The following is a 25,468-nucleotide window of genomic DNA, read 5'->3' on the forward strand; positions in this document are numbered from 1 at the left end:
GTCCGGGCGGACCGTCATCGTGGACGAGGTCCACGCGCTGACCCCGTTCATGCAGCAGATGCTGGGCCGCCTGCTGAACTGGCTGGGGGCACTGGCGGAGGATACGAGATTCGAACTCGTGAGGGGTTGCCCCCAACACGCTTTCCAACTGTGGTGGTGGTCCAGAGGGGTTCGTACGGGGCCGTTCACCTGCGTTCATGGACGGCCGGTCGTGAGAGCGGGTACCGGCCCTGGTCTCGTCTGAACGGCCGTGAACGGCGTTGAATGAGACGGAAACTGAGACGGACGGCGGGGCCGGGCTCGCTAGCATCGTCGCTGTTGAAGGGGGCGCCATGGCACTGGTCCGCAGGGGATCACGACGGATCGTCGTCGACGGCACGGTCTATCGCTGGCGGCTGCGAGGCAGGCCGACGTACTTCCAGGGCCTGGCCTGGTCACCGTGCTCGTTCGCGGTCGAGCATGCGGACAGCCCGGGGACGACGCTCGTGGTCACCACTGACCAGCCGCATCCGGGCAACTGGATCGGACGCGAGGCTGAGCCGGTGCTGCCGTCCGGTGTCGCTGAGGCTGTTCGGCATGCCCTGCGTGAGGGGTGGATTCCGACGGCTTCGGGCTCCGCGTTCCACCTCGTTCAGTCCCTCGGTTTCACGCCTTCGCGCTGAACAGCAAGGAATGGGTGAGCGTACCGTCGGCTTGCACTGAATCGGGAGGCAACCGGTGTTGCACGCCCACGAGGTGGTGGTCCTGGACGAACTCGCGCAGGGACTCAGGCCGTCGGCCGGGGATGGCGATCGGTTCGAGGGCCTCTCGGAGGACGTCCAACGCGAAACGCGTTCTGGGGTAAAGGCCACCCGGTGACAGCGGGACACCTCACCGCCTGGCTCCCATCCCGTCCGCCGTCGACCCACACACCGTGGAGCGGGCGTGGTTCAGGGGCGTCAAGGTGGAGCGCGCCACTGTACGAACGACCTTGACGCCCCTGGGCCGCGTCTGCTCGGCTCTGCCTGGGTCGGCGGTGGACGGGATGGGAGCACCCCACGCCACGACGGACCGTCAGTCGGGAGCGGTACCCCTTCCCCCCCCCGGTGCCGGCCGATCCCCCGCCGGAGGCATCGTCTGTGAGTGCGAGCCGCATAGACCGGGTGCTCGACTCATGCCACCGGGCCTGTCCCCATGTGGGTGGGCATCGGCGCAGCAGGGGTAGAACCGGCTGACCTCCGCCGCCGGGACGTCGACCTAGGGGCTTCATGTGGAGCAGGTGACGAGAATCGAACTCGCACTCTCATCTTGGGAAGCTGCGGGCATTTGCGGCTGGTATGGGCGGTGACCTGGGCGAACGGTTGAACAGTGACCTCGCCGGGCTCGGTTGTTCACCGTGTTTCCCCGCTGGATCTGGTGCGGTTGTGGTGTGGGCCTAAGGGCATGACCGTGGGCGGCTAAGGTTGCCAGTTTTCCTCAGCAGGCCACGACCTCGACGGGCGGCGTCCCGGTAGCACCTTTCAGCTTTTTCGGGCTGCTGTATGGGCGCGGATGAAGGAGACAGTTGCGTGGACACCCTCTCGGTGACGATGGTCTCGGCCTTCACCTCAGGCGCCATCTCCATGGGTCTCGTGTGGCTGACCAGCCGTCAGCAACGGCGAGATAATAAACGCACTCAACGCGAGACTCAGAACATCTCATACCTCAACCCCCTCAGGTGGCACACCGCTGAAGCACATCACCGGCTCTCGCTCTACGCCAACTCTGTCGACCGGTACGGCTTCTACCGACCGGCTCAGGTTCTCAACGAACCACAGGACGTCGATGGCAAGAGCCCTGCTTGGTTCGCCGGAACGGGCGTCGCGCTGGTTTCTAGCATCTGGATGACTTCCTGCCTGTTCGCCCAGATGACTCGCACCCGTCACGACATACCGTTCCTGCGCCTGCCGGGAAAGGACGACACAAGACTGTCCGCCCTGGTACTGAAGGTTCATGTAGCTTTCGCCGCCTGTGACGTCTACTACGCGACACAGTCAAGTATCGGCACCGACGTCATCCTTGAACCCGAAGGACGACTCAGGAGCTACAGAGAATTTTGCGACCTACTTTCGCAACCGGATCGGAGGGTGTGGGCAGACCCCCTCATCTGGTTCCACATCGCCATCGCCAACGGTGAGCGCCGCCCCAACCTCCAGCGCGCCTTGGACGCTCTCCAAGAGTTGTCTGGGTTCCTCGACGACAGCCTTGCTGGCGGCGCGTCCCTGCGAGCGCGCTGGGACGCGGAGCTCTAGAACAGGTTGAAGCGTGGGGGTGAGACCTTGAGCGATGACCTCTTCGTCCCGAAGCAACTTGGGTGGGGGTTTGACCTTGGGTTGGTGTGCTCCTCACCTGCGCCGACGGTCCGCAGACGTTTGTACTCGTCCGCCGCTGTCCGTCGGCGTTGTCACACAGTTAGACCCGGGATGCGCCTCCTTAGAGGGCGCACAGCCCGTTCGCCCGCAGTTGATCGCTGATCTGGGCAGTCGTACGGCTTGGCCATACTGTGCCTGCCAACCTCGACACGCATTCGACACGCTGCCTTCGGCCTTGCGGACGGCCGGCCGTCAAGCCCGATAGGTCAGTCGCTGGTGGGTACGGCATGCAGGAGGTTGGGGACGCCGCAGGCGCTGGCGAGGAGGTCGGCGTAGGCGGTGAGGATGCGGCGGGCGTCATTGAGGGCCGTGCGGAGGTCGTCGGCATGGGGCCAGAGTTGTTCATGGTCGCGACGTGAGCGGTCGGCGGGGCGCTGATTCTCCCAGTCCTCCAGTGCCGGGTGCCAGCGGGCGAGCAGGGGCCGGATGCCGAAGTTGAGCATGGCGACGGCGAGGTAACCGAAGTTGCACTGTCCGTTGCGCTTGGGTTCGGCCACTTCGGGGCCGTGCTGGCGCAGGACGTCGCGGGTCGTGGCAAACAGGGAGTACAGGCTGCTGAGTGCTTCCCGCATGAGGCCCTCGTCAGTGCGCAGGGGGACGACGGAGACCCGAGTGACCAGTTCTACGTAGACTTCCCAGGCTGCGCGTCGTTCGGCGTCGTTGGGTACCCAAGTGCCAGAGATCTCCAGCACGTGCAGGTTCAGTTTCACGTCCACGCTCTTGGGCGCACGCACCATGACCAGTCCCCTTGGCTACTCACGGAATGTCTCGTCCTCGGTCTCAGCGGTTCACGCTACCGGAGGAAAGATCACCCCGCGGAGTTTGGCAGGCACGGGATGGCGCAGCGTGGTCGATCCTCGACTGTTGAGTCCAAAATGATCAACGGATCCTCTGGTGAAGTACAGCGATGCGGTTACGCCTGGTCTGTGCTGGTGGGGTTGCTTGAGCCGGTCGAGTCGTCGTCTGACGCGGGTTCATCCTGGGGCTGCGTGGCGTTCATGACCGACAGGGCTTCATCGTTCGGCAGCAGGTCATCAAGGATGGATCGGAAGGTGTCGACGCCGAGAAGCGTCCTCTGCCGACCAAGCCAGTACAGGCTCGCGTCGGGTGGCCTTCCGATCTCCAGTGCAATTGCCAGTGCGCGCAACGTGTACGGCACGCCGTCGGCGGGGCGTTGCTGCTCAGTACGGAGCACGCCCAACTGGCCATAGCTGTTGTAGGTGCCGGAGCGGTTGCCCAGTTCTTCTTCGATGGTGAGGGATTGGCGATACCAGTCCTCGGCCTCCTCCAGCCGCCCCCGCAACTGGGCGATCAAGCCGAGCTGTCGGTAGGAGCGGGCCATGCCGGAGCGGTCGCCCAGTTCTTCGTTGATGGTGAGGGATTGGCGGTACCAGTTTTCGGCGTCGTCCAGGTCCCCTCGGCCCTGGGCGATCAAGCCGAGTTGGTGGTAACTGATGGCCGTGCCGGGACGGTCGCCGAGTTCTTCGTTGATGGTGAGGGATTGGCGGTACCAGTTTTCGGCGTCGTCCAGGTGTCCTCGGCCCTGGGCGATCAAGCCGAGTTGGTGGTAACTGATGGCCGTGCCGGGACGGTTGCCGAGTTCTTCGTTGACGGTGAGGGATTGGCGGTACCAGTCCTCGGCCTCCTCCAGCCGCCCCCGCAACTGGGCGATCAAGCCGAGCTGTCGGTGGGAGCGGGCCATGCCGGAGCGGTCGCCCAGTTCTTCGTTGATGGTGAGGGATTGGCGGTACCAGTTTTCGGCGTCGTCCAGGTCCCCTCGGCCCTGGGCGATCAAGCCGAGTTGGTGGTAACTGATGGCTATGCCGGGACGGTCGCCGAGTTCTTCTTCGATGGTGAGGGATTGGCGGTACCAGTCCTCGGCCTCCTCCAGCCGCCCCTGCAACTGGGCGACAATGCCGAGCTGCCGGTGGCTGGTGGCTACGCCGAAGCGGTCATTGAGTTGCTCATCAATGGCAAGGGCATTGCGGAAATGTCGTTCAGCTGCTGCCAAGTCCCCCTGGTTCTGTGCGGCGATGCCCAGTTGGTGATGTGCCGCAGAATTACTGAACGACCTGTCACCTGAAATCTCAACCTTGATCATTCGTGCAATATTGGCCAGGGAGCTATCCGAGAGGCTGTATGCCGTTACACCCTTAACAATAGATGGCAAACTCAGCAAAGCGTCCCGTGATGCAACAACAGGAAATACCTTTCTGTCTGACTGTTCGTCCAATGTCTGCCGGATAAAATAGTTCAGATCTTCGCGCTGAGCGGATTTCATGCCATCTCGAACCAGGAAGACGAGATGCTGAGAGGTGTCAATAGCGGAACGCATGAGCTTACCCCGGGCATTGCTATATCCAGGCGGAGTCTCTTCCCCGCGGAAGAAGGTAGAGATCCCTTCAGTTGTCAGTAGCCTGGACAGATTCTTGGCCTCGCGCATCATGTTGGGCGCACTACTGATGAAGACTTCGTGCCGATATTCACCGCCGCGTCGACCAGCCCTAATCGCGCTATCTACGTAAGCGTCGCGACTTTCAGTGAAGAGTGCAACATCTTCCATTTTGCGAGCAAGCAATGCAGCAATCGAGGCAATGCTATAGCTAATGAGTCGAGGGTTTCGAATATCTTCCGAAACCACTGGCAATTCTTCACCGAAGGACCAATAGGCCGAATAAGGGACGGTGCAATTGTCAATTACACGGTCAGTGTCCGAACTCTCTGGCACCCATGCGCTATAGCTAGACCTAAGCTCTGCGTTTAGCTTCTCTCGCCATTCCGCGGCACGTTCGTATTCTTCGCTCATGTCGAATCGGCAAAGCAGCGGAAGTGTCAGGAGGCGAGACCGGTCGTACGGTAGGCGATTGCGGGCTTTAGCCGCTCTGGTTACGACGTCCAGCACGCCATCTAGGTTCTGCTGGTTTGCCGTAAACGCATAGGCGAGAACATGAGGTAGCTGAGAAGTGCAGATACCGCCCGAATCCGAAATGCCGGTTCTGCTATCCACGAGAATGATATCGTAAGAATTTATCCAAATTTGCCTCCACTCTTCGAGGATGTTACCGAAATCTGCATCCGAGTAGAGGTGGTCCCAGTCGATACTCTGGACACGTGCGACGTAATCCGGATTCCTTCCGCCAGCCGTAATAAGATCCATGCTTACGGAACCTGGAAAGGTGACCGGAGTCACGTGATCCAGCGCGCCAACTGGTCGTTGGTCGCGAACGCTTAGTACCATATCGACCAGACCTGACTGCGGCACTCCCATGTATGGTTGAAAATAGTAATGAAGTCCGGGAGCTTCAAGATCCCAGTCGATGCAGAGGACCCTGTACCCCCACTGCGCGAGTAGAGTCGCCACGTTTGAGAGTAGGAAGCTCCGCCCGACGCCACCCTTGTAAGAGTAGAACGTCACAATCTGGCCGTTGGGCACTTTAATCACAACCTCGGCAAACGGCTAGTCGGGCGCGTTGGAAGTTTTGTCGGGCGTTCGATTGGCCAACCTTCTTGCCATTCCGGAGAATGCTGGAGGCCTTCGGCGATAGTCTTTGCGACGTTCCTCATCTCTTTCTGAAAGGCAAGATAATCTGGAGTGTCTCGAAATTGTTCTCCATCGTATCCGTACTCACTCAAGTTGCGAAAGTATTGAGTGTTCTTGGCTTCCTCGGGGAAGTGGTCGCCATCCGAAAAGATGATCGGAAAGATTAAGACGGGCGGCTGATTGTTCGCATTTCGCATAAGCGCTTCACGTCTGCGCATACTGACCCACTCGGCCATGCACCATTCTGAGCGGAAATAGGGAGGCGACCAGATTGGCACCAAGCATCTGCTCTTAGAGAGTGCGTCAGCAAGCCTATCTGGCCATTGCGAGCCGACCTGTATTTCAAGGTCGATGAAGATGCGCGGATCTTGAGGGAGCTCGTCTTCCAGGGATAGCTTAAGTTCGTGGCGGAAATGGTTAATCACCCAGCCCTTTACGTGCCCGCTATGGCAGTAGCTAATGAATACGTCCCATTCGTAATCCACCACGTTGCCCTTCCGTTTCTCCGTCGAGCTACCCCAGTTTAGGTCAGGTGCATTCGTCAGGCGCGTGGCGAAACGGCTCCCACTGACGCGTCAGCGTACCCTTGGCCAGCGCCGACCTGCCTTCCTCTCTGGCAACGGTCCTGAGTCACGTTGGAGCAGTCTGAAACTGATGTGCCACTGTGGTGCTTGGCAGCCCACGGAGAAGGTCGGTGGAGCGGCTTTGGGGTGGCGCTGCTTTTGGCGCGAGTGATCATGTCCCCTTAAGCTTCCGGCGGGTCGGGCAGTTCTTGGACGTGACCGGTAAAGCACGACGTTGCGGCCATGATCTTCGAGGCTCGCGCCAAAGTGGCTCCGTGAAAGCCGTGGAGCCGACCGCCCCAGCCGCGATGTACTCCGTCTCTCACGCCAGGTGGCTGATTGCTGTGCGCGCGGCCCGGGCGCCGGCCGGGCTGGAGCGGGGCGGAGACAGGAGCGCAGGCCCGGCCGGCGCCCGGGCCGCGCGCGGGGAGCGGAGCGAGCCGCCTTGAACCAGTAGAGAAAGTTGTAACTCAGGCGGACGCATGGGGTTGTCCTACTTCGTTTGATGCTTGACGCGCTGACGTCAGGCGAATGGGTGCCAACTACGGATCGCGCTGGCACCTCAACTGGGTCACGGTGAGAGCGTGGTTGTCACGGCTGGCCAGGGTGTCTGGGTGTTCGGGGCCCAGCACGCGAGTGCGGATCTCGAGTAGAGCGCGGTGTTCAGCCTCCGCTTCCTCTAGCCGCCCTAGATCCTGCAACTCCATGGCGTGGTGGTTGCGGCTGGCCAAGGTGTTTGGATGTTCTGGACCCAGCACTCGAGTGCAGATGTTCAATACGGTGCGATGTTCGGCCTCCGCTTCTTCCAAGTGCCCCAGGTCCCGCATCACGACGGCGTGGTTGTTGCGGCTGGCCAGGGTGTCTGGGTGTTCTGGGCCTAGTACGCGAGTGCAGGTGTCCAGTACGGCTTGGTACTCCGTTTCTGCCTCCTCCAACCGCCCTAGGGCCCGCAGGACCATGGCGTGGTGGTCACGGTTGGCCAGGGTGTCTGGGTGTTCGTGACCGAGTACGCGAGTGCGGATGTTCAGTACGGTGCGATGTTCCGCCTCCGCCTTCGCCAACTGCCCTAGAACCTGGAGCGCGAGAGCGTGGTTGTTGCGGCTGGCCAGGGTGTCTGGGTGTTCTGGGCCTAGTACGCGAGTGCAGGTGTCCAGTACGGCTTGGTACTCCGTTTCTGCCTCCTCCAACCGCCCTAGGGCCCGCAGGACCATGGCGTGGTTGTTGCGGCTGGCCAGGGTGTCTGGATGTTCGGGACCTAGCACACGAATGGAGATGTCAAGTTCCGCGCGGTGTTCGGCCTCCGCTTCTTCCAGCCGGCCCAGAGCCCGGAGTGCGAAGGCGTGGTTGTTGCGGCTGGCCAGGGTGCTTGAGTGTTCGGGACCTAGCACGCGAGTGCGGGTCTCCAGTACAGCCCGGTGTTCGGCCTCCGCCTCCTCTAGCTGTCCCAGAAATCCCAGTACGACGGCAAGGTCATTGCGGTTGCTGAGGATGTCTGGATGTTCCGCACCCAACGTTGTTCTTCTTGTATCAAGGGATGACTGCCAACTGATCTGCGCGAGCTGGTAGCGCCCATGGGCGAACGCTGCTGCGGCGACTCCATCGGCGTCTTGTGGTGTGCAGTTGGCAAGCACGGCTTGAATGACGGGCTCAGGTACGTGATCGCCGGGAGCGCTTTGGCCTTGAACGGTGTCGGTTAGGTAGTCGAAGACTTGGACGTGAGTGTCGCTTTCGGGCTGCAAGAGCGAGGTTGTGGTGGCCCGCTGTGGTCGAGTGGCCCATGCCCATGCCGTCTCCAACGTCTCAGGCTGAAGGCGACGACCTCCCCGTTGGTCAAGGTAATGCTCGTGGGTGGCTTCTAGCAGGCTTCGTGGCAGAGGTGAGGTGTGGCCGGCTCGGCGAATGTCTACGGCAGCAGCAATGAGCGCAGCAGCCCGTGGGTGCGTCGGCGCTGTGGGGTCCGTGTTAGGGCTCCAGGCGTCCTGCCAGTCGCGTAGCAGATCGGGCCCGGCGGCGAGGTATTCGGCGATGCCGTATGTGTCGGCATGGTCGAGGGCGTCGGCGATCCGAGGATCCCAGTCACGCGTTCGGGCCCGCTGCCGCTCGGCTGGGCTGAATATCCGTTGGACGCGCAGTTGATGCGCCTGCTCCAAGACGTCCCGGGCCTCGTGGTAGGCCAGCCGCTCGGCCTCGCCCTGGCCAGCCAGGGCGTCGGTGAGTCGCGCTTGCTCAGCAGCTCGCAAACTCGCAAGGATGACCCGATGGTGGCGGTTTCCCCCAAGTATTCGTGCGATGTTAGTTCGCGTCAGCCCGTCAGTGCCCAAGTATCGTTCCAGGTCACTCAGCCACAGGACACATTCCCGCTCCTCGGCCGCCTGGGCCAGTGCTGCTGGTAGCGAGGCGCGGTCCTGCGGCACGATCAGTACGTGATCCGGCAACGTGGCAATCATCGCCTCGTAAGCAGCACGGGACTTCCCCGCAGTGGAATCCCCCACCAGCAACACAAACCCACCCCGTGCCAGGCGCTCACGTAACTCTTCGTCGATGTCACGCGGCACGTACACCGGAACGCGTTCACTTGCTGTTGCTGCAACGTGCTCTGGTGGCTCGACGACGTTGGTGGGGGCGGGGTGCACGCCCAACCGAAGCGGATCCGTCGCCTGCGCTGCCCTCGGCAGTCGGCCGTTAGGCAACACCAGACAGCCGTTCTCGATTTTGAGGGCTCGTTCGTCTCGTTGCTGCGCGGCGAGCTGGTAGCGCTCCTGCCACACGCCGGCCAACACCACCAGTACGGCCGTGCTGGCCACGGCGGCACCGACTGCCCACTGGTTCGTGACCTTGAACGTAGCCAACAGAGCTGGTGCAGTCGCCATCACCGCCAACCCAGCCGTGATCAGCAGTAGCCGACTGTTCCGCCACCCGCCCGTTCTCATCAGCGCGCACCCCCGGAACCGGGATAGCGGGCGGATGCCTGTCCGCGCAAGAGGATCGACGGCTCCGGCACGTACTGGTTATGGGCGAGTGTTGATTCACGACGTTACATATCGCTTTGCGACAGCAGTCAACTTTCCATTGAAACTACGTATCAGCGACGTGAGATTTGAAGTCGTAGGCGCACGAGGGCAGTTCTGTGCCCTGACGGTGTGCCATGGGCAGGAAGAGTGCTGGCCGGACTGTCCATGTGATGCGCATGGTGACGTGGCTGACGGACACCGTCCAAGGTTCCCTGCGCAAGAGGGCTCGTCTCGTGTCGATGCGGTGGTCGTTGAGCCGTGTCCATGCTTCTTGGGACGCGTCCGTGTCGAGGGCAGGTGAGATGGCGCGGAGGATCGTCGACACCCAACTGTCCGCCTCGCGCTCCGAGTACGCGTCGCAGGAGCCGAACAGGGTCGGCGGCAACCGCTCATCCATCCCTTCCGTCCAGCACTCGCACCAGAACCCGCTCCTGGTCGTGATCCTCAGCATGGGTGCGCTCCCCGTCGTACGTCCGTGAAGAGTTCCGCGGTGACCGTGTGACCGCCGTCGCTGTCGTGGACTACGACCCGGTGCGCGATGGCGCTGACCATCCCCAGCCCCCGTCCGTGCTCGGCCTCCTGGTCGCGGTGCTCGACCTTCGGCGCCGTGCTGGCACCTCCGCCATCCGTCACCGACAGCGCCACCACCTGCGACGACACCGCAAGCGCCAGGTGGAAGCTGCCCGCGTCCCGCCCGCTGGCCGTGTGGAGGATCGCGTTCGCGCTCAGCTCGCTCACGATCAGTTCCGCGTCCTCGGCCAACGGTGAGCCGCGCAGGATGTCCCGCGTCCAGCGCCGCGCCCTGCTGACCTCTTCGGGGAAACCTGGGCAAGTGAGCCCCCAGACCCCCGCAGTGCTCGTATACTCGTGCATACAAGTTCCTTCGTGCTGGTAGGCCGCCATGTGCAGCGGGTTCGGGCTAGACGAGTTTCACGCCGTCGTGGGCGCGGATGGCCGGCGGGAACATCGCGTCGAGTGCATCGGTGACTCGGATCGCGTAGGCCTCGTCGGCGAGTTCGGTGACTTCTTCGCGGGTGGCCCAGCGCAGTGCGCGGGTCTCGTCCCCGGTGGTGGGTGTGCCGTCGGCGGCCTGGCAGCGGAAGACCAGGGAGACGATCAGCCCGGTCATGTTCTTGTAGACGCCGGTGAGGGTCACCGGAAGGGCGATCTTGATGCCGGTTTCTTCGAGGACTTCGCGCTGGAGGGCCTCGGGGATGGTCTCCTCGCGTTCGAGGACGCCGCCCGGGGGCTCCCACTTGCCGTTGTCGCGACGCTTGATCAGGAGGGCGCGGCCGTGGTCGTCGACGATGACTCCGGCGACGCTCACGGAGTGCGGACGGTCAGTGCTCACGTTCCTCGGCCCTCCCGGCTGGCTAGGCTCTCCACCGTAGCAACAACACTCGCCCACTCGTCTAGATACCTAAAGGAGTACTCAACGTGAGCCCTCTCCGTTCCGGCTTGCTCGGCGATCTCGACCCCACGAGTGATCGTGCGGTCTTCCGGCAGATCGCCGACCAACTGCGCGAGGCCATCGACCGTGGGCGGTTCAAGGAGGGCGAGAAGCTGCCCTCGGAGGCTGATCTCGTCGAGCACTACGGGGTTTCCCGGATGACCGTCCGCAACTCCTTCTCCGTCCTCCAGGGCGAAGGGCTCGTGCATGCCGAGCACGGCAAGGGCGTCTTTGTGCGGCCCCGGCCTCCTGTACGGCGTCTTGCCTCCGACCGCTTCGCCCGCCGCCATCGTGAGCAGGGCAAGTCGGCGTTCATCGTGGAGGCGGACGCGGCCGGCAGCCATCCCCAGGTCGACAGTCTGGAGGTCAAGGAGGAGAAGGCCAGCCAGGACATCTCCACCCGGCTCGGTTCCGTACGGCGTGTGCTCGCCCGCCGACGTCGGTATCTCCTCGACGGGAAGCCGGTCGAGTTCGCCACCTCCTACCTCCCCCTCGACGTCGCGCGCGGCACGCAGATCGCCGAACCCAACCCCGGCCCCGGCGGCATCTACGCCCGTCTCGAAGAACTCGGCCACCACCTCGACCACTTCGAGGAAGAGATCCGCGCTCGCATGCCCTCGCCCACAGAAGTGAAGACGCTCCGGTTGGCTTCCGGTGTGCCCGTGATTCACCTCATCCGCACCGCCTACGACACCGAAGGGCGGGCCGTGGAGGTCTGCGACACAGTCATGGCGGCGGACGCGTACGTCCTCTCCTATCAGCTCCCGGCCACGTGAGCGGGGATCACCCGATGCCGGGCGAGCCTTGGACAGGCGACGACCGCGAACACAACGATGCCTGTCACGAGCGCTGGTTGCCGGCGCGGAACAGGCCCACCGATCAGCCCGGTTACCGGGATGACTGGTTCGACGAGCAGTGCGGTGGCTGCCGGTTCTGGGTCGCGCTGAGTGGGGAGTTGGGGCGGGACTGGGGGGTCTGCACCCGCTCTGACTCGGTGTTCGACGGACGAGCACGCTTCGAGCATGACGGTTGCGAGCTGTTCGCCCTCCGAACGGACGGTTCCTTCGGGTGAGTTCGTGTCGGTCTTGGCTGGTACGTGGGGACGCTTCTCCGAACTCGTACATCTCAACGTGCATACTCGTATAGACGAGTGGGCAAGTTGCGTGGCAGGGTGGTCCGCACGAACCCGGAGATCGGGTTCTCGGATCGCTACACGTATAGACGAGTAGATGGGGAAACTTCCTTGCGTACCATCCGTGTTGAGACCACCGCCGCCACGATCCTGCTGACCGAGGCCCCAGAGCCGAAGGTCCGCGACCGTCAGACCGGCGAGATCGCCAAGGACGCCGTCAGCGGCGAGGCGTTGATGACGCTCGGCGTCGTCTACATCGAGGAGGGCGAGTCGTCCCTCATCAAGGTCACCGTTCCCGAGGGTGGTGTGTCCGAGGGGCTGGCTCTCGGAGCTCCGGTCTCGCTCCCGGGCCTCGTCGCCCGACCCTGGGAGAGCGTGTTCAACGGGCAGCAGCGCCACGGGATCGCCTTCCGCGCCGCCGCCGTCACTCCGGCCGCGTACCCGGTCACCGCGGGGGCTGCCGCCTGATGTCCGACCTGACGACGCTCCTGGAGGTAGGTGGTCCCCTCGCCGCACTCGGTGGCGGGGCCGCCTATACCCGGGCCAAGCACCCGGCCGCGTACTGGTCCACGATCGGCCTGCCGATATCCAAGACCCGGCTGCTCAGCTCGTACGGCTCGGTCATGGAGGCCTGCGGCCTGACCGTCGCCCCGTCCCGGCTTCGCGTCCTCGCCGTCAAGGCCACCACCCGTCGCGAGATCCGTCCCGTACCGCCCCGCCGGGGCATCATCCGACCCACCACGACCGGCTTGCGGATACGGCTGCGGCTTGCCCCGGGCCAGGAACCCGCAGACGTCGCCACCTCCGCCGAACGGTTGCGCCACGCATGGGGAGTTCACGCCGTCTACGTCACCACCGTCAAGCCCGGTGTCGTCGAACTCCGGCTCGTCGGCTACGACGTACTGCGCCGGGTCCGCATGCCGCGTACCCGCAAGCTCCCGTCCGGTCTCCTGAAGGTGCCGGTGGCTCTGAGGGAGGACGCCACCCCGTTCGTACGGGACTACCGCACCGTTCCGCACCAACTCACCCTCGGTGCAACCCTGTCCGGCAAGTCCATGTACCTGCGCCACTTGGTCGCCGGACTCGCCCGTCAGCCGGTCGCCCTGGTCGGCATCGACTGCAAGCGCGGCGTGGAACTGTCCCCCTTCGCATCCCGCCTCTCAGCCCAGGCCACCGACCCCGACCAGGCAGCCGACCTGCTCCCCGCACTCATCGACGAAATGGAGGACCGCTACGACCTGATCAAGTCCCGGCAGGGCATCGCCCCCAACACCCCCGACGAGGAGATCACTTCAGACATCTGGGGCCTGCCCGAGAACGAACGCCCGGTCCCGATCGTGCTGTTCGTCGACGAGGTGGCCGAACTCTTCCTCGTCGCCACCCGCAAAGACGAGGAACGCCGCGACGAGATGGTCACCCAGCTCATCCGCCTCGCCCAACTCGGCCGCGCCGCCGGGATCTACCTTGAAGTCTGCGGCCAGCGCTTCGGCGCCGAACTCGGCAAGGGGCCACCATGCTCCGCGCCCAGCTCACCGGCCGCGTCTGCCACCGCGTCAACGACGAAGCCTCCGCGAAGATGGCCTTGGGCGACATCGCCCCCGAAGCTGTCGGCGTGGCCTGCGCCATCGCCCCCGAGCGCCCCGGCCTGGCCGTCGCGGGCGACACCTCCGGCGGCTGGTCCCGCATCCGTACCCCCTACCTCTCCCTCGGCGACGCTGCCGAAATCTGCCGCGACTCCGCGCACCTGGTGCCCGACCTGCCCGCGCTCAAGCGCTTCCAGCCGTACGCACCCTCGCAACCGGTCAAGGCCCCGGTCCCCAACGTCCAGCCGCGCCCGGCAACCAACTGACCTTCCCGCACCGGTTTGGCGTGACCGTCTTCCGCCAGGTCCCTGCCCCTCCCATGCCCGAATCCGGAAGGAGCCGCATCATGCGCGCCCAACTGGCCCGCGTCGACGCGGTACTCGTCCAAGCGCTCATCGCTGCCGCCCTGTCCTTCGCCCACCTGCACGACATCGCCTCGGCGGCCGGACAGGACGGGTGGAAAGCGTGGGCCTACCCCATCAGCGTCGACCTGCTGCTAGTCGCCGCCTGGCGCCGACTGCGGACCGGCGAGGCGAAGGCCTCCGGCTGGTGCTGGTTCGTCATCGCGCTGACCGCATCCCTCGGCGCGAACGTCGCCACCGCCGGCCTACTCGACCTCGGCGACGTCCCCGCCTGGCTGCGCATCCTCGTCGCGGGCTGGCCCGCCGTCGCCTTCCTCGGCGGCACCCTCCTCGCCCACACCACAACGACCCCACAGCCAAGGACATTGAGCTCGCCAACGTCCAGGAGGAAGCGCCCGAACACCCGCCTGAGATGCCTGCGCAACCGGCCATTGAGGCACCACCCAACCGCCCCGCCGTGCCGGTCCCGGCCGCCCTGGTTGAGCACGCCCGCAAGGTCGCCGCCGAGCACCACACCCGCACCGGAACTCCCATCGACACCCCGACCCTCCGCGCCCGCCTCGGCGTCCCCGCGCCCATGGCCGAAGCCATCGCCGCCCACCTCACACCGACAGGAAGTTGACCCGTGCCCCTCACCCTCAACACCGCCGCCGACTACCTCGACGCGGCCCGAGAGATGGCCCGAGCCGGTGGGCGTTGGCCCGGCTCCTCGCCGAGGAAGCTGCCGACCGGACCTCGGACCCTGCCCAAGCTGCCCGCATCCTCGCCGAGTTCCCCGCCCCGAACCGCCGAGAGGAGGACTGACGATGACCGCCAACCGCCGCTTCCGCAACGTCATCCGCATCGGCCCCGTCCAGGTCGCCACGTCCTACGACGACAGGGGCCGCGAGAAGCACACCGCCGCCTGCACCGCCCCGCGCTGCGGTGCCTCGCACGACTACGACAGCCGCGCCGCTGCCGAGTTGGCTGCCCACACCCACCGCTGCCCCGTCTGCTGAAAGGGAGTTCCACCCCGTGACCGTCAGCCTGCCGCTCGTCGTCGTGCTCGGCTTCTTCGCCTGGGGAGCGGTCAAGTTCCTCGGCGTCCGAACCTGGATCGTCGTCCTGATCGCCCTGTTCGGCTTCTGGCTCTCGCACACCTTCCTCGCCCCCGCCATCGAGTCCGGCACGCGCTCCGGCGTGGGCGTCGTAAACGGCTCACATAACTAGACGAGTAGATGAGAGAGGGTTCGCCGTGTTCCTGCCCAAGTACCCCGACAACCCGACCCCGCCGCCCGCGCACACCCACACCCCGGCCGACCCGATGCCCGTACGGCGCTCGCTCCCGCCGGTCGCCATCGACCGCAACACGGTCGTCGCCCTGGTCGCGGCGGAGTCGTCCTCACCGCGCTCCTGGCCGCCGTCGCCGTAACGGCCATCTCCGTAGCCATCGCGGCCGTAGTCCTGCGCTCGATGCTCCGCGACCGCGACCACAACCGGCGCTGAACGAGCCCCGAAACGACCCCTGGCCTCCGGGGCGGCGGCACACGACCAAGCATTTCGCCGCCCCGGGGCCCGTCTCTCCTGACCGAGCCAGCCAGAAGGAGCAAGCCATCTTCACCCGCCCCACCCCGGCCCCACTCCCCGAACTAGCGAACCTGGCCGCGCAAGGCACCCTCCCGGGTATCCTCCGCCAACTCTCCGGCCTCGGCGGCTGCACCCACCCCATCCGCCTCGACGGCCACCGCACCGAGTACGACGTCGACACCACAACCGGCGAGATCGGCCCCGCCCTCCACCACCTCGACTCGTCGACCCTCCCGGCCGGCCAACTCCTCGTCCGCTGCAACAACCGCCGCACCACCCGCTGCGAGGCCTGCGCCGAGGTCTACCGCCGCGACACCTTCCACCTGATCAGCTCCGGCCTACGCGGCGGCAAGGGCACCCCCGAACACGTCGCCACCCACCCCCGCGTCTTCGCCACCTTCACGGCCCCCGGGTTCGGCCCAGTCCACAACCGCCGCACCGACGGCCGCCCCTGCCGCTGCGGCACCCACCACGACCAGGACGACACCGAACTCGGCACCCCACTCAACCCCGACACCTACGACTACGAAGCCGCCGTCCTCTGGAACGCACACACCGGCCCCCTCTGGCGCCGCTTCTCCACCTACCTGCGCCGAGAAGTCGCCAAGCGCGCAGGCCTCTCCCAACGCCGCTTCCGCGACCACGCGCGCGTGTCCTTCGCCAAGGTCGCCGAGTACCAGAAACGCGGCGCCGTCCACTTCCACGCCGTCATCCGCATCGACGGCCCCACCGGCGGAGACACCCAACCCCCGCCCTGGGCAACGGCCGACCTCCTGACTGACGCCATCCGCACCGCCGCAACCAAGGCACAAGTGGACGGCCCGACCATCGATCGCCGCACCCACACCTTCACCTTCGGCCGCCAACTCGACGTCCGCACCATCCGATCCGCCGATTTCAACGACGGCCAGGAACTCACCGAACGAGCCGTCGCCGCCTACATCGCCAAGTACGCCACCAAGGGCGCCGAAACCGCGACGGGAGCTCTCGACCGCCCGCTCAAGTTCGCTGCCGAACTCGCCCAACTCGACCTCAGCGACCACGCCCGCCGCCTCATCCGAACCGCCTGGACCCTCGGCGCCCGAAAGAGCCTCGAACACCTCCGCCTCCGCGCCTGGGCCCACATGCTCGGCTTCCGCGGCCACTTCTCCACCAAGTCCCGCCGCTACTCCACCACCCTCGGCGCCCTCCGCACCGCCCGAGCCGACTGGCGCCGCGCCCAAGCCACACCCGCCAACGGCCCTTCCACCAACACCACGTTCGTCCTCGCTCACTGGGCTTTTGCCGGAACGGGCCTCTCCTCCACCGAAGCCTGGCTCTCCGCATCCCTCGACCCCGCCCCCGGCACGGAAGGAGAACCCACCCGTGGCTGACCCGCGAGTCCTGACCGCTGTCCCAGACCTCGCCGACCCGTCCTTGGTCCTGCTGACCGTCGAAGAAGCGGCCCGGCGCCTCCGTATCGGCCGTACGACCTGCTTCAAGCTCGTGCTCGCGGGCGAGATTGAATCGGTCACGGTCGGCCGACTCCGCCGAGTACCCACCGAGGCGTTGCCCGCATACGTCACCCAACTCCGCCGCCAGCCCGCCGAAGCGGCCTGAGGGAGGCGCCATGACAGAGACGAAACGCACCCGCCAGCCCAACGGCGCCTCGTCCATCTACCTCGGCAAGGACGGCAAATGGCACGGCCGAGTGACGGTCGGCGTCCGTGATGACGGCAAGCCTGACCGCCGTCACGTCGAGCGGAAGACCAAAGCCGAAGTGACCAAGGCCGTCCGCGAGTTGGAGCGGGCCCGCGACGACAAGAAGCTCAGGAAGCCGGGCAAGGGCTGGACCGTCCAGGGCTGGCTTGAGCACTGGGTCGAGAACATCGCCAAGCCGTACGTCTCCGAGAACACGTACGCCGGATACGAGGTGGACGTCCGCGTGCACCTGGTCCCGGGCATCGGCGCCCACCGGCTCGATCGGCTGGAGCCCGAGCACCTGGAGCGCTTCTACCAAAGGATGCAGAGCAACGGCAGCGCGGCCGGCACCGCACACCACGTGCACCGCACGGTCCGTACCGCCCTCAGCGAGGCAGTACGGCGCGGACACGTGCCCACCAACGCGGCCGAGATCGCCAAGGCGCCGCGACTCGAAGAGGAGGACATCGAGCCGTTCACGATCGAGGAGGTTCAGAGCCTGCTCGTCGAGGCGGCCAAGCTCCGCAACAGCGCGCGGTGGGTCGTCGCCCTGGCGCTTGGCCTTCGGCAGGGTGAGGCGCTCGGCCTGCACTGGGAAGACGTCGACCTCGCCTCGGGATACGTCCGCATTCGTAAGAACCGGCTCCGTCCCAAGTACGCGCACGGCTGCGGCGCCAACCCGTGCGGCCGGAAGGCTGGCTACTGCCCCAAGCGGGAGCAGACCCGCCGTGAGCACAAGTCCACCAAGTCACGCGCGGGCCGACGCACCATCGGCCTGCCCGACCCGCTGATCAAGATTCTCCGCCAGCACCAGGAAGCCCAGGACCGGGAGCGGATCGCGGCCGGTGCCGACTGGGAGGGCAAGGGCTACGTGTTCGCTTCACCCATCGGCGGTCCCCTCAGCCCCAACACCGACTTCCACACCTGGAAGCGGCTTCTCCGGGACGCGGGCGTACGGAACGGCCGTCTTCATGACGCTCGCCACACCGCCGCGACCGTGCTCCTGATCCTCGGGGTCCCTGATGTCGTGATCGACCCGATCATGGGCTGGGAGCCCGGGGGAGCGGCCAGGATGCGCGCCCGCTACATGCACGTGACGGGGACCATGCTCCGCAAGGTTGCCCAGCAAGTCGGCGACGCTCTTTGGGTGCCGACCGGAGCGGACAACGAAACGGCCCGACCGGACAAGAAAAACAACTGAGACGGAAACACGGACAACGACGAAGGGCCCCGCTGCGAACAGCGGGGCCCTTCGACATCGTGCCCGGTGAGGCACTGGCGGAGGATACGAGATTCGAACTCGTGAGGGGTTGCCCCCAACACGCTTTCCAAGCGTGCGCCCTAGGCCTCTAGGCGAATCCTCCGCCGCAAACAATACAAGACGTTGAGGAGTGCTCGCGAACTCGTTCCCCCCGCTCAGATCCTGTAGCCTGTGCGGAGCCCCTCACGCGGCGCTATCTGACTGAACTCCCCCAGGGCCGGAAGGCAGCAAGGGTAGGTTGGCTCTGGCGGGTGCGTGGGGGGCGCTTGCGTATGCCGGTGTCTGCCGGTGTCCGCGCTGTGCCAGTACCGCCACCGGCCCCCGTTGTCAGTGGGCGCCTATAACCTCGTACGCGTGTCGTCTCTCGCGCTGTACCGCCGTTATCGCCCGGAGTCGTTCGCCGAGGTCATCGGGCAGGAGCATGTAACCGACCCGTTGCAGCAGGCGCTGCGGAACAACCGGGTCAATCACGCGTACCTGTTCAGCGGGCCGCGAGGCTGCGGGAAGACCACGAGCGCGCGCATCCTGGCCCGCTGTCTGAACTGCGAGAAGGGCCCTACGCCGACGCCCTGCGGCGAGTGTCTGTCCTGCCGCGACCTCGCGCGCAACGGACCCGGTTCCATCGACGTCATCGAGATCGACGCCGCGTCGCACGGTGGTGTGGACGACGCCCGTGAGCTGCGCGAGAAGGCCTTCTTCGGGCCCGCGAGCAGCCGGTACAAGATCTACATCATCGACGAGGCCCACATGGTCACGTCGGCGGGCTTCAACGCGCTCCTCAAGGTCGTCGAAGAGCCGCCGGAGCACCTCAAGTTCATCTTCGCCACCACCGAGCCCGAGAAGGTCATCGGGACGATCCGGTCGCGGACCCATCACTATCCCTTCCGGCTCGTGCCTCCCAGCACCCTGCGCGAGTACCTCGGCCAGGTGTGCGGGCAGGAGAACATCCCGGTCGAGGACGGTGTGCTGCCGCTCGTCGTGCGCGCCGGTGCCGGTTCCGTGCGTGACTCCATGTCCGTCATGGACCAGTTGCTCGCGGGCGCGAGCACCGACGGTGTGACCTACGCCATGGCCACCTCGCTGCTCGGCTACACCGACGGTTCGCTCCTCGACTCCGTCGTCGAGGCCTTCGCGACCGGTGACGGCGCCGCCGCCTTCGAAGTCGTCGACCGCATCATCGAGGGTGGCAACGACCCGCGCCGTTTCGTCGCCGACCTGCTGGAGCGCCTCCGCGACCTGGTGATCCTCGCCGCCGTTCCCGACGCCCTCGACAAGGGCCTCATCGACGCCCCCACCGACGTCCTGGAACGGATGCAGGCGCAGGCCGGCACCTTCGGCGCGGCCGAACTCAGCCGCGCCGCCGACCTCGTCAACACCGGCCTGACCGAGATGCGCGGCACCACCTCCCCCCGCCTCCAACTCGAACTCATCTGCGCCCGAGTGATGCTCCCCGCCGCCTACGGCGACGAGCAGTCGGTCATGGCCCGCCTCGACCGACTTGAGCGCGGCGTCAACTTCTCGGGTGGAGGCGGGGCGCCCGCCATGGGATACGTCCCCGGACCCGATGCCCACTCCCACATTCAGCCTCCACCCCAACCCCAGCCCCAGGCCTACGGGGGAGACGTCCCCGCCGCTCCGCCCGTTCCGCCGGGCGGTGGTGCCGCTGCCGCGCGTGCTGCTGTACGAGGTCCAGGGGCGCCCGGCACCACCCCGGCCCCCGGCCCGAGCGCGCCGCCGGAACAGGCACCTGCACCCGCCGCCTACACCCAGCCCCAGGAACCCCAACAGCCCCAGCCCCAGCCACAACCCGCTGCCCCCGGCCCCGGCGCCTGGCCCACCGCGACAGCCGCGGGCAGCGGTCGCCGTCCCGGCGGCTGGCCCACGGCAACCCCGGCCGGCGGCGGACAGCCCCCGACCCCGCAGCACGCACCAGCGTCAGCACCTGCACTCGTGCAGGCCCCCGCACCCCAAGGCCCGCCCCCCACCCCCGTCGGCCCACCACCGACCACCGGCGGCCCCGACCCCCGCACGCTCTGGCCGAACATCCTGGAAGCGGTGAAGAACCGCCGCCGCTTCACCTGGATCCTGCTCAGCCAGAACGCGCAGGTCACCGGGTTCGACGGCACGACTCTCCAGATCGGCTTCGTCAACGCCGGTGCGCGGGACACCTTCAACAGCGGCGGCAGCGAGGACGTACTGCGACAGGCGCTGGCCGAGCAGTTCAACGTCCAGTGGAAGATCGAGGCGGTCGTCGACCCGTCGGGCGGCGGCACCCCGCCCCCGCAGCCGGGCGGCGGCTCATACGGCGGAGGCGGAGGCGGTGGCTACGGCGGCCCCGGCCCGGGTACGCCAGCACCCCGCCCGGCATCCCCCCAGCCCACACCCCCACCCACCCCCACCACTCCATCCGCCCCCACACACTCGGCGCCGGCGCCCACGCAGGGACAGCCTCCCGCCGCCCCGGCCCCACCTCCCGCCCCCCACCCCACTGCCCCCGAGGACGACACCCCCGAGGACGACGACCCCGACCTCGACGAGTCGGCCCTCTCCGGGCACGAACTGATCGTGCGGGAGCTGGGAGCGACGGTGGTGGAGGAGTTCACCAACGAGTAGGCGATGCCCCGCGCGATGCCCCGCGCGACACCTCGCGACGGGCCGCGCCCGCGCTCACCCTCAGCCGTAACACCATCCCCGACCGCCCCCGACCCCCTCCCGCCACCCGCGCCGACCGACCTCACCCCCACCGTGTCCTAGGCTGACCCCCGTGAAGGTCCTCGTCATCGGTACCGGCGCCCGCGAACACGCCCTGTGCCGTTCCCTGTCCCTCGACCCCGATGTCACCGCGCTGCACTGCGCCCCCGGCAACGCCGGCATCGCCGAGGTCGCCGAGCTGCACCAGGTCGACGCCCTCGACGGCGCCGCCGTAGCCGCGCTGGCCACGGAGCTGGGCGCCGAGCTGGTGGTGGTCGGTCCGGAGGCACCCCTTGTCGCGGGGGTCGCCGACGCCGTGCGCGAGGCGGGCATCCCGGTCTTCGGCCCCTCCGGGGAGGCCGCGCAGCTGGAGGGCTCCAAGGCCTTCGCCAAGGAAGTGATGGCGGCGGCCGGAGTCCCGACCGCCCGCTCGTACGTCTGCACGACCCCGGAAGAGGTCGAGGAGGCGCTCGACGCCTTCGGTGCGCCGTACGTCGTGAAGGACGACGGACTGGCCGCCGGCAAGGGTGTCGTCGTCACCGACGACCTCGAAGCGGCGAAGGTGCACGCCAACGCTTGTGAGCGCGTGGTCATCGAGGAGTTCCTCGACGGTCCCGAGGTGTCCCTGTTCGCGATCACCGACGGCGTGACCGTTGTACCGCTCCAGCCCGCGCAGGACTTCAAGCGCGCGCTGGACGGCGACGAGGGCCCGAACACCGGTGGCATGGGCGCGTACTCCCCGCTGCCGTGGGCCGATCCGAAACTGGTGGAGGAGGTCCTTCAGACCGTCCTCCAGCCGACCGTGGACGAGCTGCGGCGGCGCGGTACGCCGTTCTCCGGGCTCCTCTACGCCGGGCTCGCGATCACCTCGCGCGGTGTGCGGGTCATCGAGTTCAACGCCCGATTCGGCGACCCCGAGACCCAGGTGGTCCTGGCCCGTCTGAAGACCCCGCTGGCCGGCGTCCTCCTCGCCGCGGCGAACGGCACCCTCGACGACCTGCCGCCCCTGCGCTGGAGCGAGGACGCGGCGGTCACCGTCGTCATCGCCTCACGCAACTACCCCGGCACCCCGCGCACCGGCGACCCGATCACCGGCCTCGACGAGGTGGCGGCGCAGGACGCCCCGCACGCGTACGTGCTGCACGCCGGGACCAAGTACGACGGCGACGACGTCGTCAGCGCGGGCGGCCGGGTGCTGTCCGTCACGGCCTCCGGCGAGGACCTCACCCAGGCCCGCGAGCGCGCGTACGCGGCCCTGAGCCGGGTCCGGCTCGACGGCTCCCAGCACCGTACGGACATCGCGGCGAAGGCGGCGGCGGGCGAGTAGCCGCCCTGGTGCCGACCCGTCGGCCACCTGTATCTCCAGGCCGCGATAAACCCCCAGGGCCCCGAATCCGTCTCATGATTCGGGGCCTGATCCTTGCTCTCTGTCATCCACCTTTCCCCTGAGCCATTCCATCGAGTGACCGATGCCCCATCCGGCTGACGGGGGCCGGGGCCCCAACTATGGTGCGGCGCAAGCGTTCCGGCACTTGGCCCACCGGCATTGCGATGTCAGTGGTGGGTGCCACAGTGGGGGAGTGAGCAACGCCAGCAGAGCGGGACACCACGGAGGGGGTGAGGTCCGGTCGTGACCGGTATGGGTGTGGGTGTGGAGGCGGGCGCGCAGGCGGCGCGTTCCCGGGCCTTGGCCGTGCTGCGGATCCGCAGCCGGGCGCTGGCCGTCGCCCTGTTGCCCGCCGCCGTCGCGGTGATCCTGCTCGCCGGCGGTTCCACCGGCCATCTCGTGGGCCGGGGCTGGGACCTCTCCCGTTGGATCATGGGCGTAACCGCCGTCGTCGTGCTGCTCGCGGCCGGCGCCATCGCGCTGGTCGTCGCGCGGTCCCGGCCGGCCGTGAGTCCTACGGTCGCGATCGCCGAGGAGTCGGCCCCCGATCTGTACCGCATGGTGCGCGACCTGGCCGACCGCCTCGACGTCCCCGCGCCGTCCGCGATAGCGCTCACGCCGGACTGCGACAGCTGGCTGGAGGACCGCACCCACCCGGCCCACGGCCCGCCCCCGCAGGAGAACCGCGACGAGATCACCGGCGTGCGGGGCCTCACCCCGGCGCGCTCGCGTCGTACGGCCGCCTCGCCCGTCCTCGTCATCGGCTCGCCGTTCCTGTGGTGGATGCGGGTCGGTGAGCTGCGCGCGGTGCTCGCCCCGGTGGTGGCCGGCACGGGTCCCTCCGCGCACCCGGACATAGCAGCGGCCCGCCGTTTCGTACGGGGGCTGGACGCCGCGGTGGCGGTGACCTCGGCACCTCGGGGTGCCGTGTTCCGCTCGGCGCTGGCCGGTGTCGGCTGGGTCGCCCGGCTGCTGCTGCGCAGTTGCCGGGGGCACGCGGCCGAGATGGAGCGGGGTGTGGCCGCCGCTGCCGCCGAGCGCGCACAGGCTGTGGACTACGGCCTGCGGATCGTCGCGCAGGAACAGGTGGGGTTGGCGTACGCGGGCTGGGACCGGCTGCTGACCCGGGTCGCGCTGCCCGCGTGGCGGATGGGCCGCTGGCCGTCCCGGCTGGACGCGGGCGTCGTAGCGGCCCTGACGGAGCTGTCCCGCCGCGACCGCCTGGCCGAGGGCTTCGCCTCCCGCCTCGGCGAGCGCCCCGCCTGCGACCTGCTCGAAGAGCCCGGCACGATCGACGAGGCGACCTCGCTCCTGGCCGCCCGCCTCTTCCACGGCGGCCCCGCCGAGGCCGGTCCCGACTGGGCGCCGGTGGACTGGCAGGAGTACCCGGAGGAGGTCGTCGACCGCAAATGGCGCACCGACGCGGCCCGCCTCCACCGAGTCCTGGACACCCTCGGCGTCCGCCGCACCCTCGACCCGATCACCGCCCATCACGACGCCCCGACGCTGGCCCGCGTGGTGGACCACTTGACGGGGGTCTCCGGCGGCTATGCGGGTCGAGTGGACGTGGGGATCGATGGTGCCGCTTTTGATGGAACGGCTGTTTCCCCGGGGCCTGTTGGTCTGGATGGACCCGCTGAGGATGGCAACGGCGGCCGGTATGCCGAGGTGGACGCGTCTGACGAGGGCGTGAGGGGTGATCGCGCCGGGTCCGGTGGAACCTCCGCATCGTCAGGGCCGGTTGGTCTGGACGGTTCCGCTGAGGATGGTGACGGCGGCCGGTATGCGGAGGCGGACGCGGGTGATGAAGGCGTGGGGAGCGAGGGCGCCGGGTTCGACGGAATGGCCGTGTCCCCAGGGCATGTTGGTCTGGACCGGCCTGCCGAGGATGGTGACGGTGGCCGGTATGCGGAGGCGGACGCGGCTGACGAGAGCGTGAGGAGCGATCGCGCCAGGTTCGGAGGAACGGCTGTTTCCCCAGGGCCTGTTGGTCTGGACGGGTCCGCTGAGGATGGTGACGGCGGCCGGTACGCGGAGGCGCACGCGGCCGAAGAGGGCGCGGGGGGAGGGTTGGACGGAACCGCCGTATCCCCAGGTCCTGTTGGCCTGGATGGGCCCGCCGAGGATGGCGACGGCGGCCGGTACACGGAGGCGGACGCGTCCGATGAGGGCGTGGGAGTCGATCGCGCCGGGGCCGACGGAACCGCCGTATCCCCGGCACCCGTTGACCTCGACGAGTCCACCGAAACCGACACCACCGACCGGCCGGCGAAGGCGAACACCGTCGACGAAGACACCGAGTTGGACGGCACCGGCACTCTCACAGGCACAGGCACCGGCCCCGGCACCGGTAAGACCGAGCCCCCCACCCCCCACCACCCCGAGCACTACAAGGCAATGGCCGCCGAAGACGACGAAGAGCTCGACGAGTGTGGCTCGCCGCGCAGTGCCGCGCTTGCCGCGGGGCTGACCGCGGAGTTGGCGCGGGAGGAGGCGGCGACCCCGCCGGTGGGTTCGGCTCCGGCTGGGCAGGGGCCCGACACCGCACTGTGGGACGACGGTTCGTTGCCCCTCTTCCCGCTTCAACCGCCGCGCACCGGGCGGGAGTTGCTCGCCGATCACGTCACGGCGATGGTGTGCTGCGCCGCGATGGACACGGCCGGCGCGACCCCCGGGCTCGACTGGCTCGACGGTCCGACGCTGTTGGTGAACGGCGAAAGGGCGGCCGATCTCGCCCCGAGGGTGCTCAGCCTCGTCGAGGACGGCGACCCGGCGCCCCTGCGGGCGTGGCTGATCGACCTGGGCATACGCCCGGAGAAGCCGGTAAGGCTCGTCTGACCGCGAACTCCCT

General features: G+C 67.2%; 20 protein-coding genes, 1 tRNA gene, 1 other RNA gene and 4 pseudogenes. 18 read left to right on the top strand and 8 right to left on the bottom strand.

Annotation, left to right across the window (positions count from 1 at the left end):
• Positions 1–332 precede the first annotated feature (332 nt).
• Both ABZT04_RS41430 and ABZT04_RS41435 read left to right on the top strand, forming a co-directional pair.
• Complete coding sequence (locus ABZT04_RS41430; protein WP_356064611.1) at positions 333–662, top strand: hypothetical protein; 330 nt, start codon at positions 333–335, stop codon at positions 660–662.
• Between the two features lie 885 nt (positions 663–1,547).
• The gene (locus tag ABZT04_RS41435; protein WP_356064614.1) at positions 1,548–2,270 is read left to right on the top strand and encodes a hypothetical protein; all 723 of its coding nucleotides are present in this window, start codon (positions 1,548–1,550) and stop codon (positions 2,268–2,270) included.
• Positions 2,271–2,596: 326 nt separating this feature from the next.
• Here ABZT04_RS41435 and ABZT04_RS41440 read toward each other — a convergent pair whose 3' ends face one another.
• The 5 genes and pseudogenes from ABZT04_RS41440 to ABZT04_RS41460 all read right to left on the bottom strand — a co-directional run bounded on the left by ABZT04_RS41440 (position 2,597) and on the right by ABZT04_RS41460 (position 9,298).
• Entirely contained in the window at positions 2,597–3,127 is a 531-nt protein-coding gene (locus ABZT04_RS41440; protein WP_356064616.1) for a hypothetical protein, read from the bottom strand.
• 176 nt (positions 3,128–3,303) lie between these two features.
• A complete protein-coding gene (locus tag ABZT04_RS41445; protein WP_356064694.1) occupies positions 3,304–5,547 on the bottom strand; it encodes a tetratricopeptide repeat protein in 2,244 nt (747 codons plus the stop codon).
• Positions 5,548–5,688: 141 nt separating this feature from the next.
• A pseudogene (locus ABZT04_RS41450) lies at positions 5,689–5,832 on the bottom strand (AAA family ATPase); the annotation flags it as partial.
• Positions 5,829–6,419, bottom strand: a complete 591-nt coding sequence (locus ABZT04_RS41455; protein WP_356064619.1) for a toll/interleukin-1 receptor domain-containing protein — start codon at positions 6,417–6,419, stop codon at positions 5,829–5,831. The gene ABZT04_RS41455 and the pseudogene ABZT04_RS41450, both read right to left, overlap by 4 nt.
• A 617-nt stretch (positions 6,420–7,036) precedes the next feature.
• Positions 7,037–9,298, bottom strand: a complete 2,262-nt coding sequence (locus tag ABZT04_RS41460) for a tetratricopeptide repeat protein (protein WP_356064621.1) — start codon at positions 9,296–9,298, stop codon at positions 7,037–7,039.
• A 377-nt stretch (positions 9,299–9,675) separates the two neighbouring features.
• On the opposite strand from ABZT04_RS41460, the gene ABZT04_RS41465 reads away from it, so the two are divergent.
• Entirely contained in the window at positions 9,676–9,984 is a 309-nt protein-coding gene (locus tag ABZT04_RS41465; protein ID WP_356064623.1) for a hypothetical protein, read from the top strand.
• Here the strand turns inward: ABZT04_RS41465 and ABZT04_RS41470 are convergent.
• Together ABZT04_RS41470 and ABZT04_RS41475 are read right to left on the bottom strand one after the other, a co-directional pair.
• A complete protein-coding gene (locus tag ABZT04_RS41470; protein WP_356064626.1) occupies positions 9,950–10,378 on the bottom strand; it encodes an ATP-binding protein in 429 nt (142 codons plus the stop codon). The two genes, ABZT04_RS41465 and ABZT04_RS41470, sit on opposite strands and share 35 nt — an antisense overlap.
• 46 nt (positions 10,379–10,424) lie before the next feature.
• Positions 10,425–10,832 carry an NUDIX domain-containing protein gene (locus tag ABZT04_RS41475; protein ID WP_356064696.1) on the bottom strand — a complete coding sequence of 136 codons (408 nt, stop codon included), beginning with the start codon at positions 10,830–10,832 and terminating at the stop codon, positions 10,425–10,427.
• Positions 10,833–10,942: 110 nt separating this feature from the next.
• Between ABZT04_RS41475 and ABZT04_RS41480 the strand changes: the two genes are divergently transcribed.
• From ABZT04_RS41480 to ABZT04_RS41530, 11 genes and pseudogenes are all read left to right on the top strand, one after another.
• Positions 10,943–11,731 (top strand): GntR family transcriptional regulator, encoded by a 789-nt coding sequence (locus ABZT04_RS41480; protein WP_356064628.1) that lies wholly within the window; start codon positions 10,943–10,945, stop codon positions 11,729–11,731.
• A gap of 14 nt (positions 11,732–11,745) precedes the next feature.
• Positions 11,746–12,027: a DUF3027 domain-containing protein gene (locus ABZT04_RS41485; protein WP_356064631.1), complete on the top strand. Its 282-nt coding sequence runs from the start codon at positions 11,746–11,748 to the stop codon at positions 12,025–12,027.
• A 171-nt stretch (positions 12,028–12,198) separates the two neighbouring features.
• A complete protein-coding gene (locus ABZT04_RS41490) occupies positions 12,199–12,555 on the top strand; it encodes a hypothetical protein (RefSeq protein WP_356064634.1) in 357 nt (118 codons plus the stop codon).
• Positions 12,555–13,936 (top strand): annotated as a pseudogene (locus ABZT04_RS41495) (FtsK/SpoIIIE domain-containing protein). Before ABZT04_RS41490 ends, ABZT04_RS41495 begins: the two are co-directional and overlap by 1 nt.
• A gap of 80 nt (positions 13,937–14,016) precedes the next feature.
• Positions 14,017–14,654: pseudogene (locus tag ABZT04_RS41500) on the top strand (DUF2637 domain-containing protein).
• A gap of 184 nt (positions 14,655–14,838) precedes the next feature.
• Entirely contained in the window at positions 14,839–15,030 is a 192-nt protein-coding gene (locus tag ABZT04_RS41505) for a mobile element transfer protein (RefSeq protein ID WP_356064637.1), read from the top strand.
• Positions 15,031–15,046: 16 nt separating this feature from the next.
• Positions 15,047–15,241, top strand: a complete 195-nt coding sequence (locus ABZT04_RS41510; RefSeq protein ID WP_266770641.1) for a hypothetical protein — start codon at positions 15,047–15,049, stop codon at positions 15,239–15,241.
• A 25-nt stretch (positions 15,242–15,266) separates the two neighbouring features.
• Positions 15,267–15,517, top strand: a pseudogene (locus ABZT04_RS41515) (SpdD protein).
• 152 nt (positions 15,518–15,669) lie between these two features.
• Positions 15,670–16,971, top strand: coding sequence for a replication initiator (locus ABZT04_RS41520; RefSeq protein ID WP_356064698.1), 1,302 nt, complete (start codon positions 15,670–15,672; stop codon positions 16,969–16,971).
• Positions 16,964–17,197: an excisionase family DNA-binding protein gene (locus tag ABZT04_RS41525; protein ID WP_356064641.1), complete on the top strand. Its 234-nt coding sequence runs from the start codon at positions 16,964–16,966 to the stop codon at positions 17,195–17,197. Before ABZT04_RS41520 ends, ABZT04_RS41525 begins: the two co-directional genes overlap by 8 nt.
• Before the next feature lie 10 nt (positions 17,198–17,207).
• The gene (locus tag ABZT04_RS41530; RefSeq protein ID WP_356064644.1) at positions 17,208–18,479 is read left to right on the top strand and encodes a tyrosine-type recombinase/integrase; all 1,272 of its coding nucleotides are present in this window, start codon (positions 17,208–17,210) and stop codon (positions 18,477–18,479) included.
• A 75-nt stretch (positions 18,480–18,554) separates the two neighbouring features.
• Here ABZT04_RS41530 and ABZT04_RS41535 read toward each other — a convergent pair.
• Positions 18,555–18,642, bottom strand: a tRNA-Ser gene (locus ABZT04_RS41535).
• A 71-nt stretch (positions 18,643–18,713) separates the two neighbouring features.
• Between ABZT04_RS41535 and ffs the strand changes: the two genes are divergently transcribed.
• The 4 genes from ffs to ABZT04_RS41555 all read left to right on the top strand — a co-directional run bounded on the left by ffs (position 18,714) and on the right by ABZT04_RS41555 (position 25,455).
• Positions 18,714–18,812, top strand: an RNA gene (gene ffs / locus ABZT04_RS41540) — signal recognition particle sRNA small type.
• Between the two features lie 81 nt (positions 18,813–18,893).
• Positions 18,894–21,152, top strand: a complete 2,259-nt coding sequence (locus ABZT04_RS41545) for a DNA polymerase III subunit gamma and tau (protein WP_356064647.1) — start codon at positions 18,894–18,896, stop codon at positions 21,150–21,152.
• Positions 21,153–21,303: 151 nt separating this feature from the next.
• Positions 21,304–22,557 carry a phosphoribosylamine--glycine ligase gene (gene purD / locus ABZT04_RS41550; protein WP_356064649.1) on the top strand — a complete coding sequence of 418 codons (1,254 nt, stop codon included), beginning with the start codon at positions 21,304–21,306 and terminating at the stop codon, positions 22,555–22,557.
• A gap of 312 nt (positions 22,558–22,869) precedes the next feature.
• The gene (locus tag ABZT04_RS41555; protein ID WP_356064701.1) at positions 22,870–25,455 is read left to right on the top strand and encodes a hypothetical protein; all 2,586 of its coding nucleotides are present in this window, start codon (positions 22,870–22,872) and stop codon (positions 25,453–25,455) included.
• The last annotated feature ends 13 nt before the right edge of the window (positions 25,456–25,468 follow it).

Source organism: Streptomyces sp. NPDC005492 (assembly GCF_040605995.1).
In the GTDB taxonomy this organism is placed as follows: domain Bacteria; phylum Actinomycetota; class Actinomycetes; order Streptomycetales; family Streptomycetaceae; genus Streptomyces.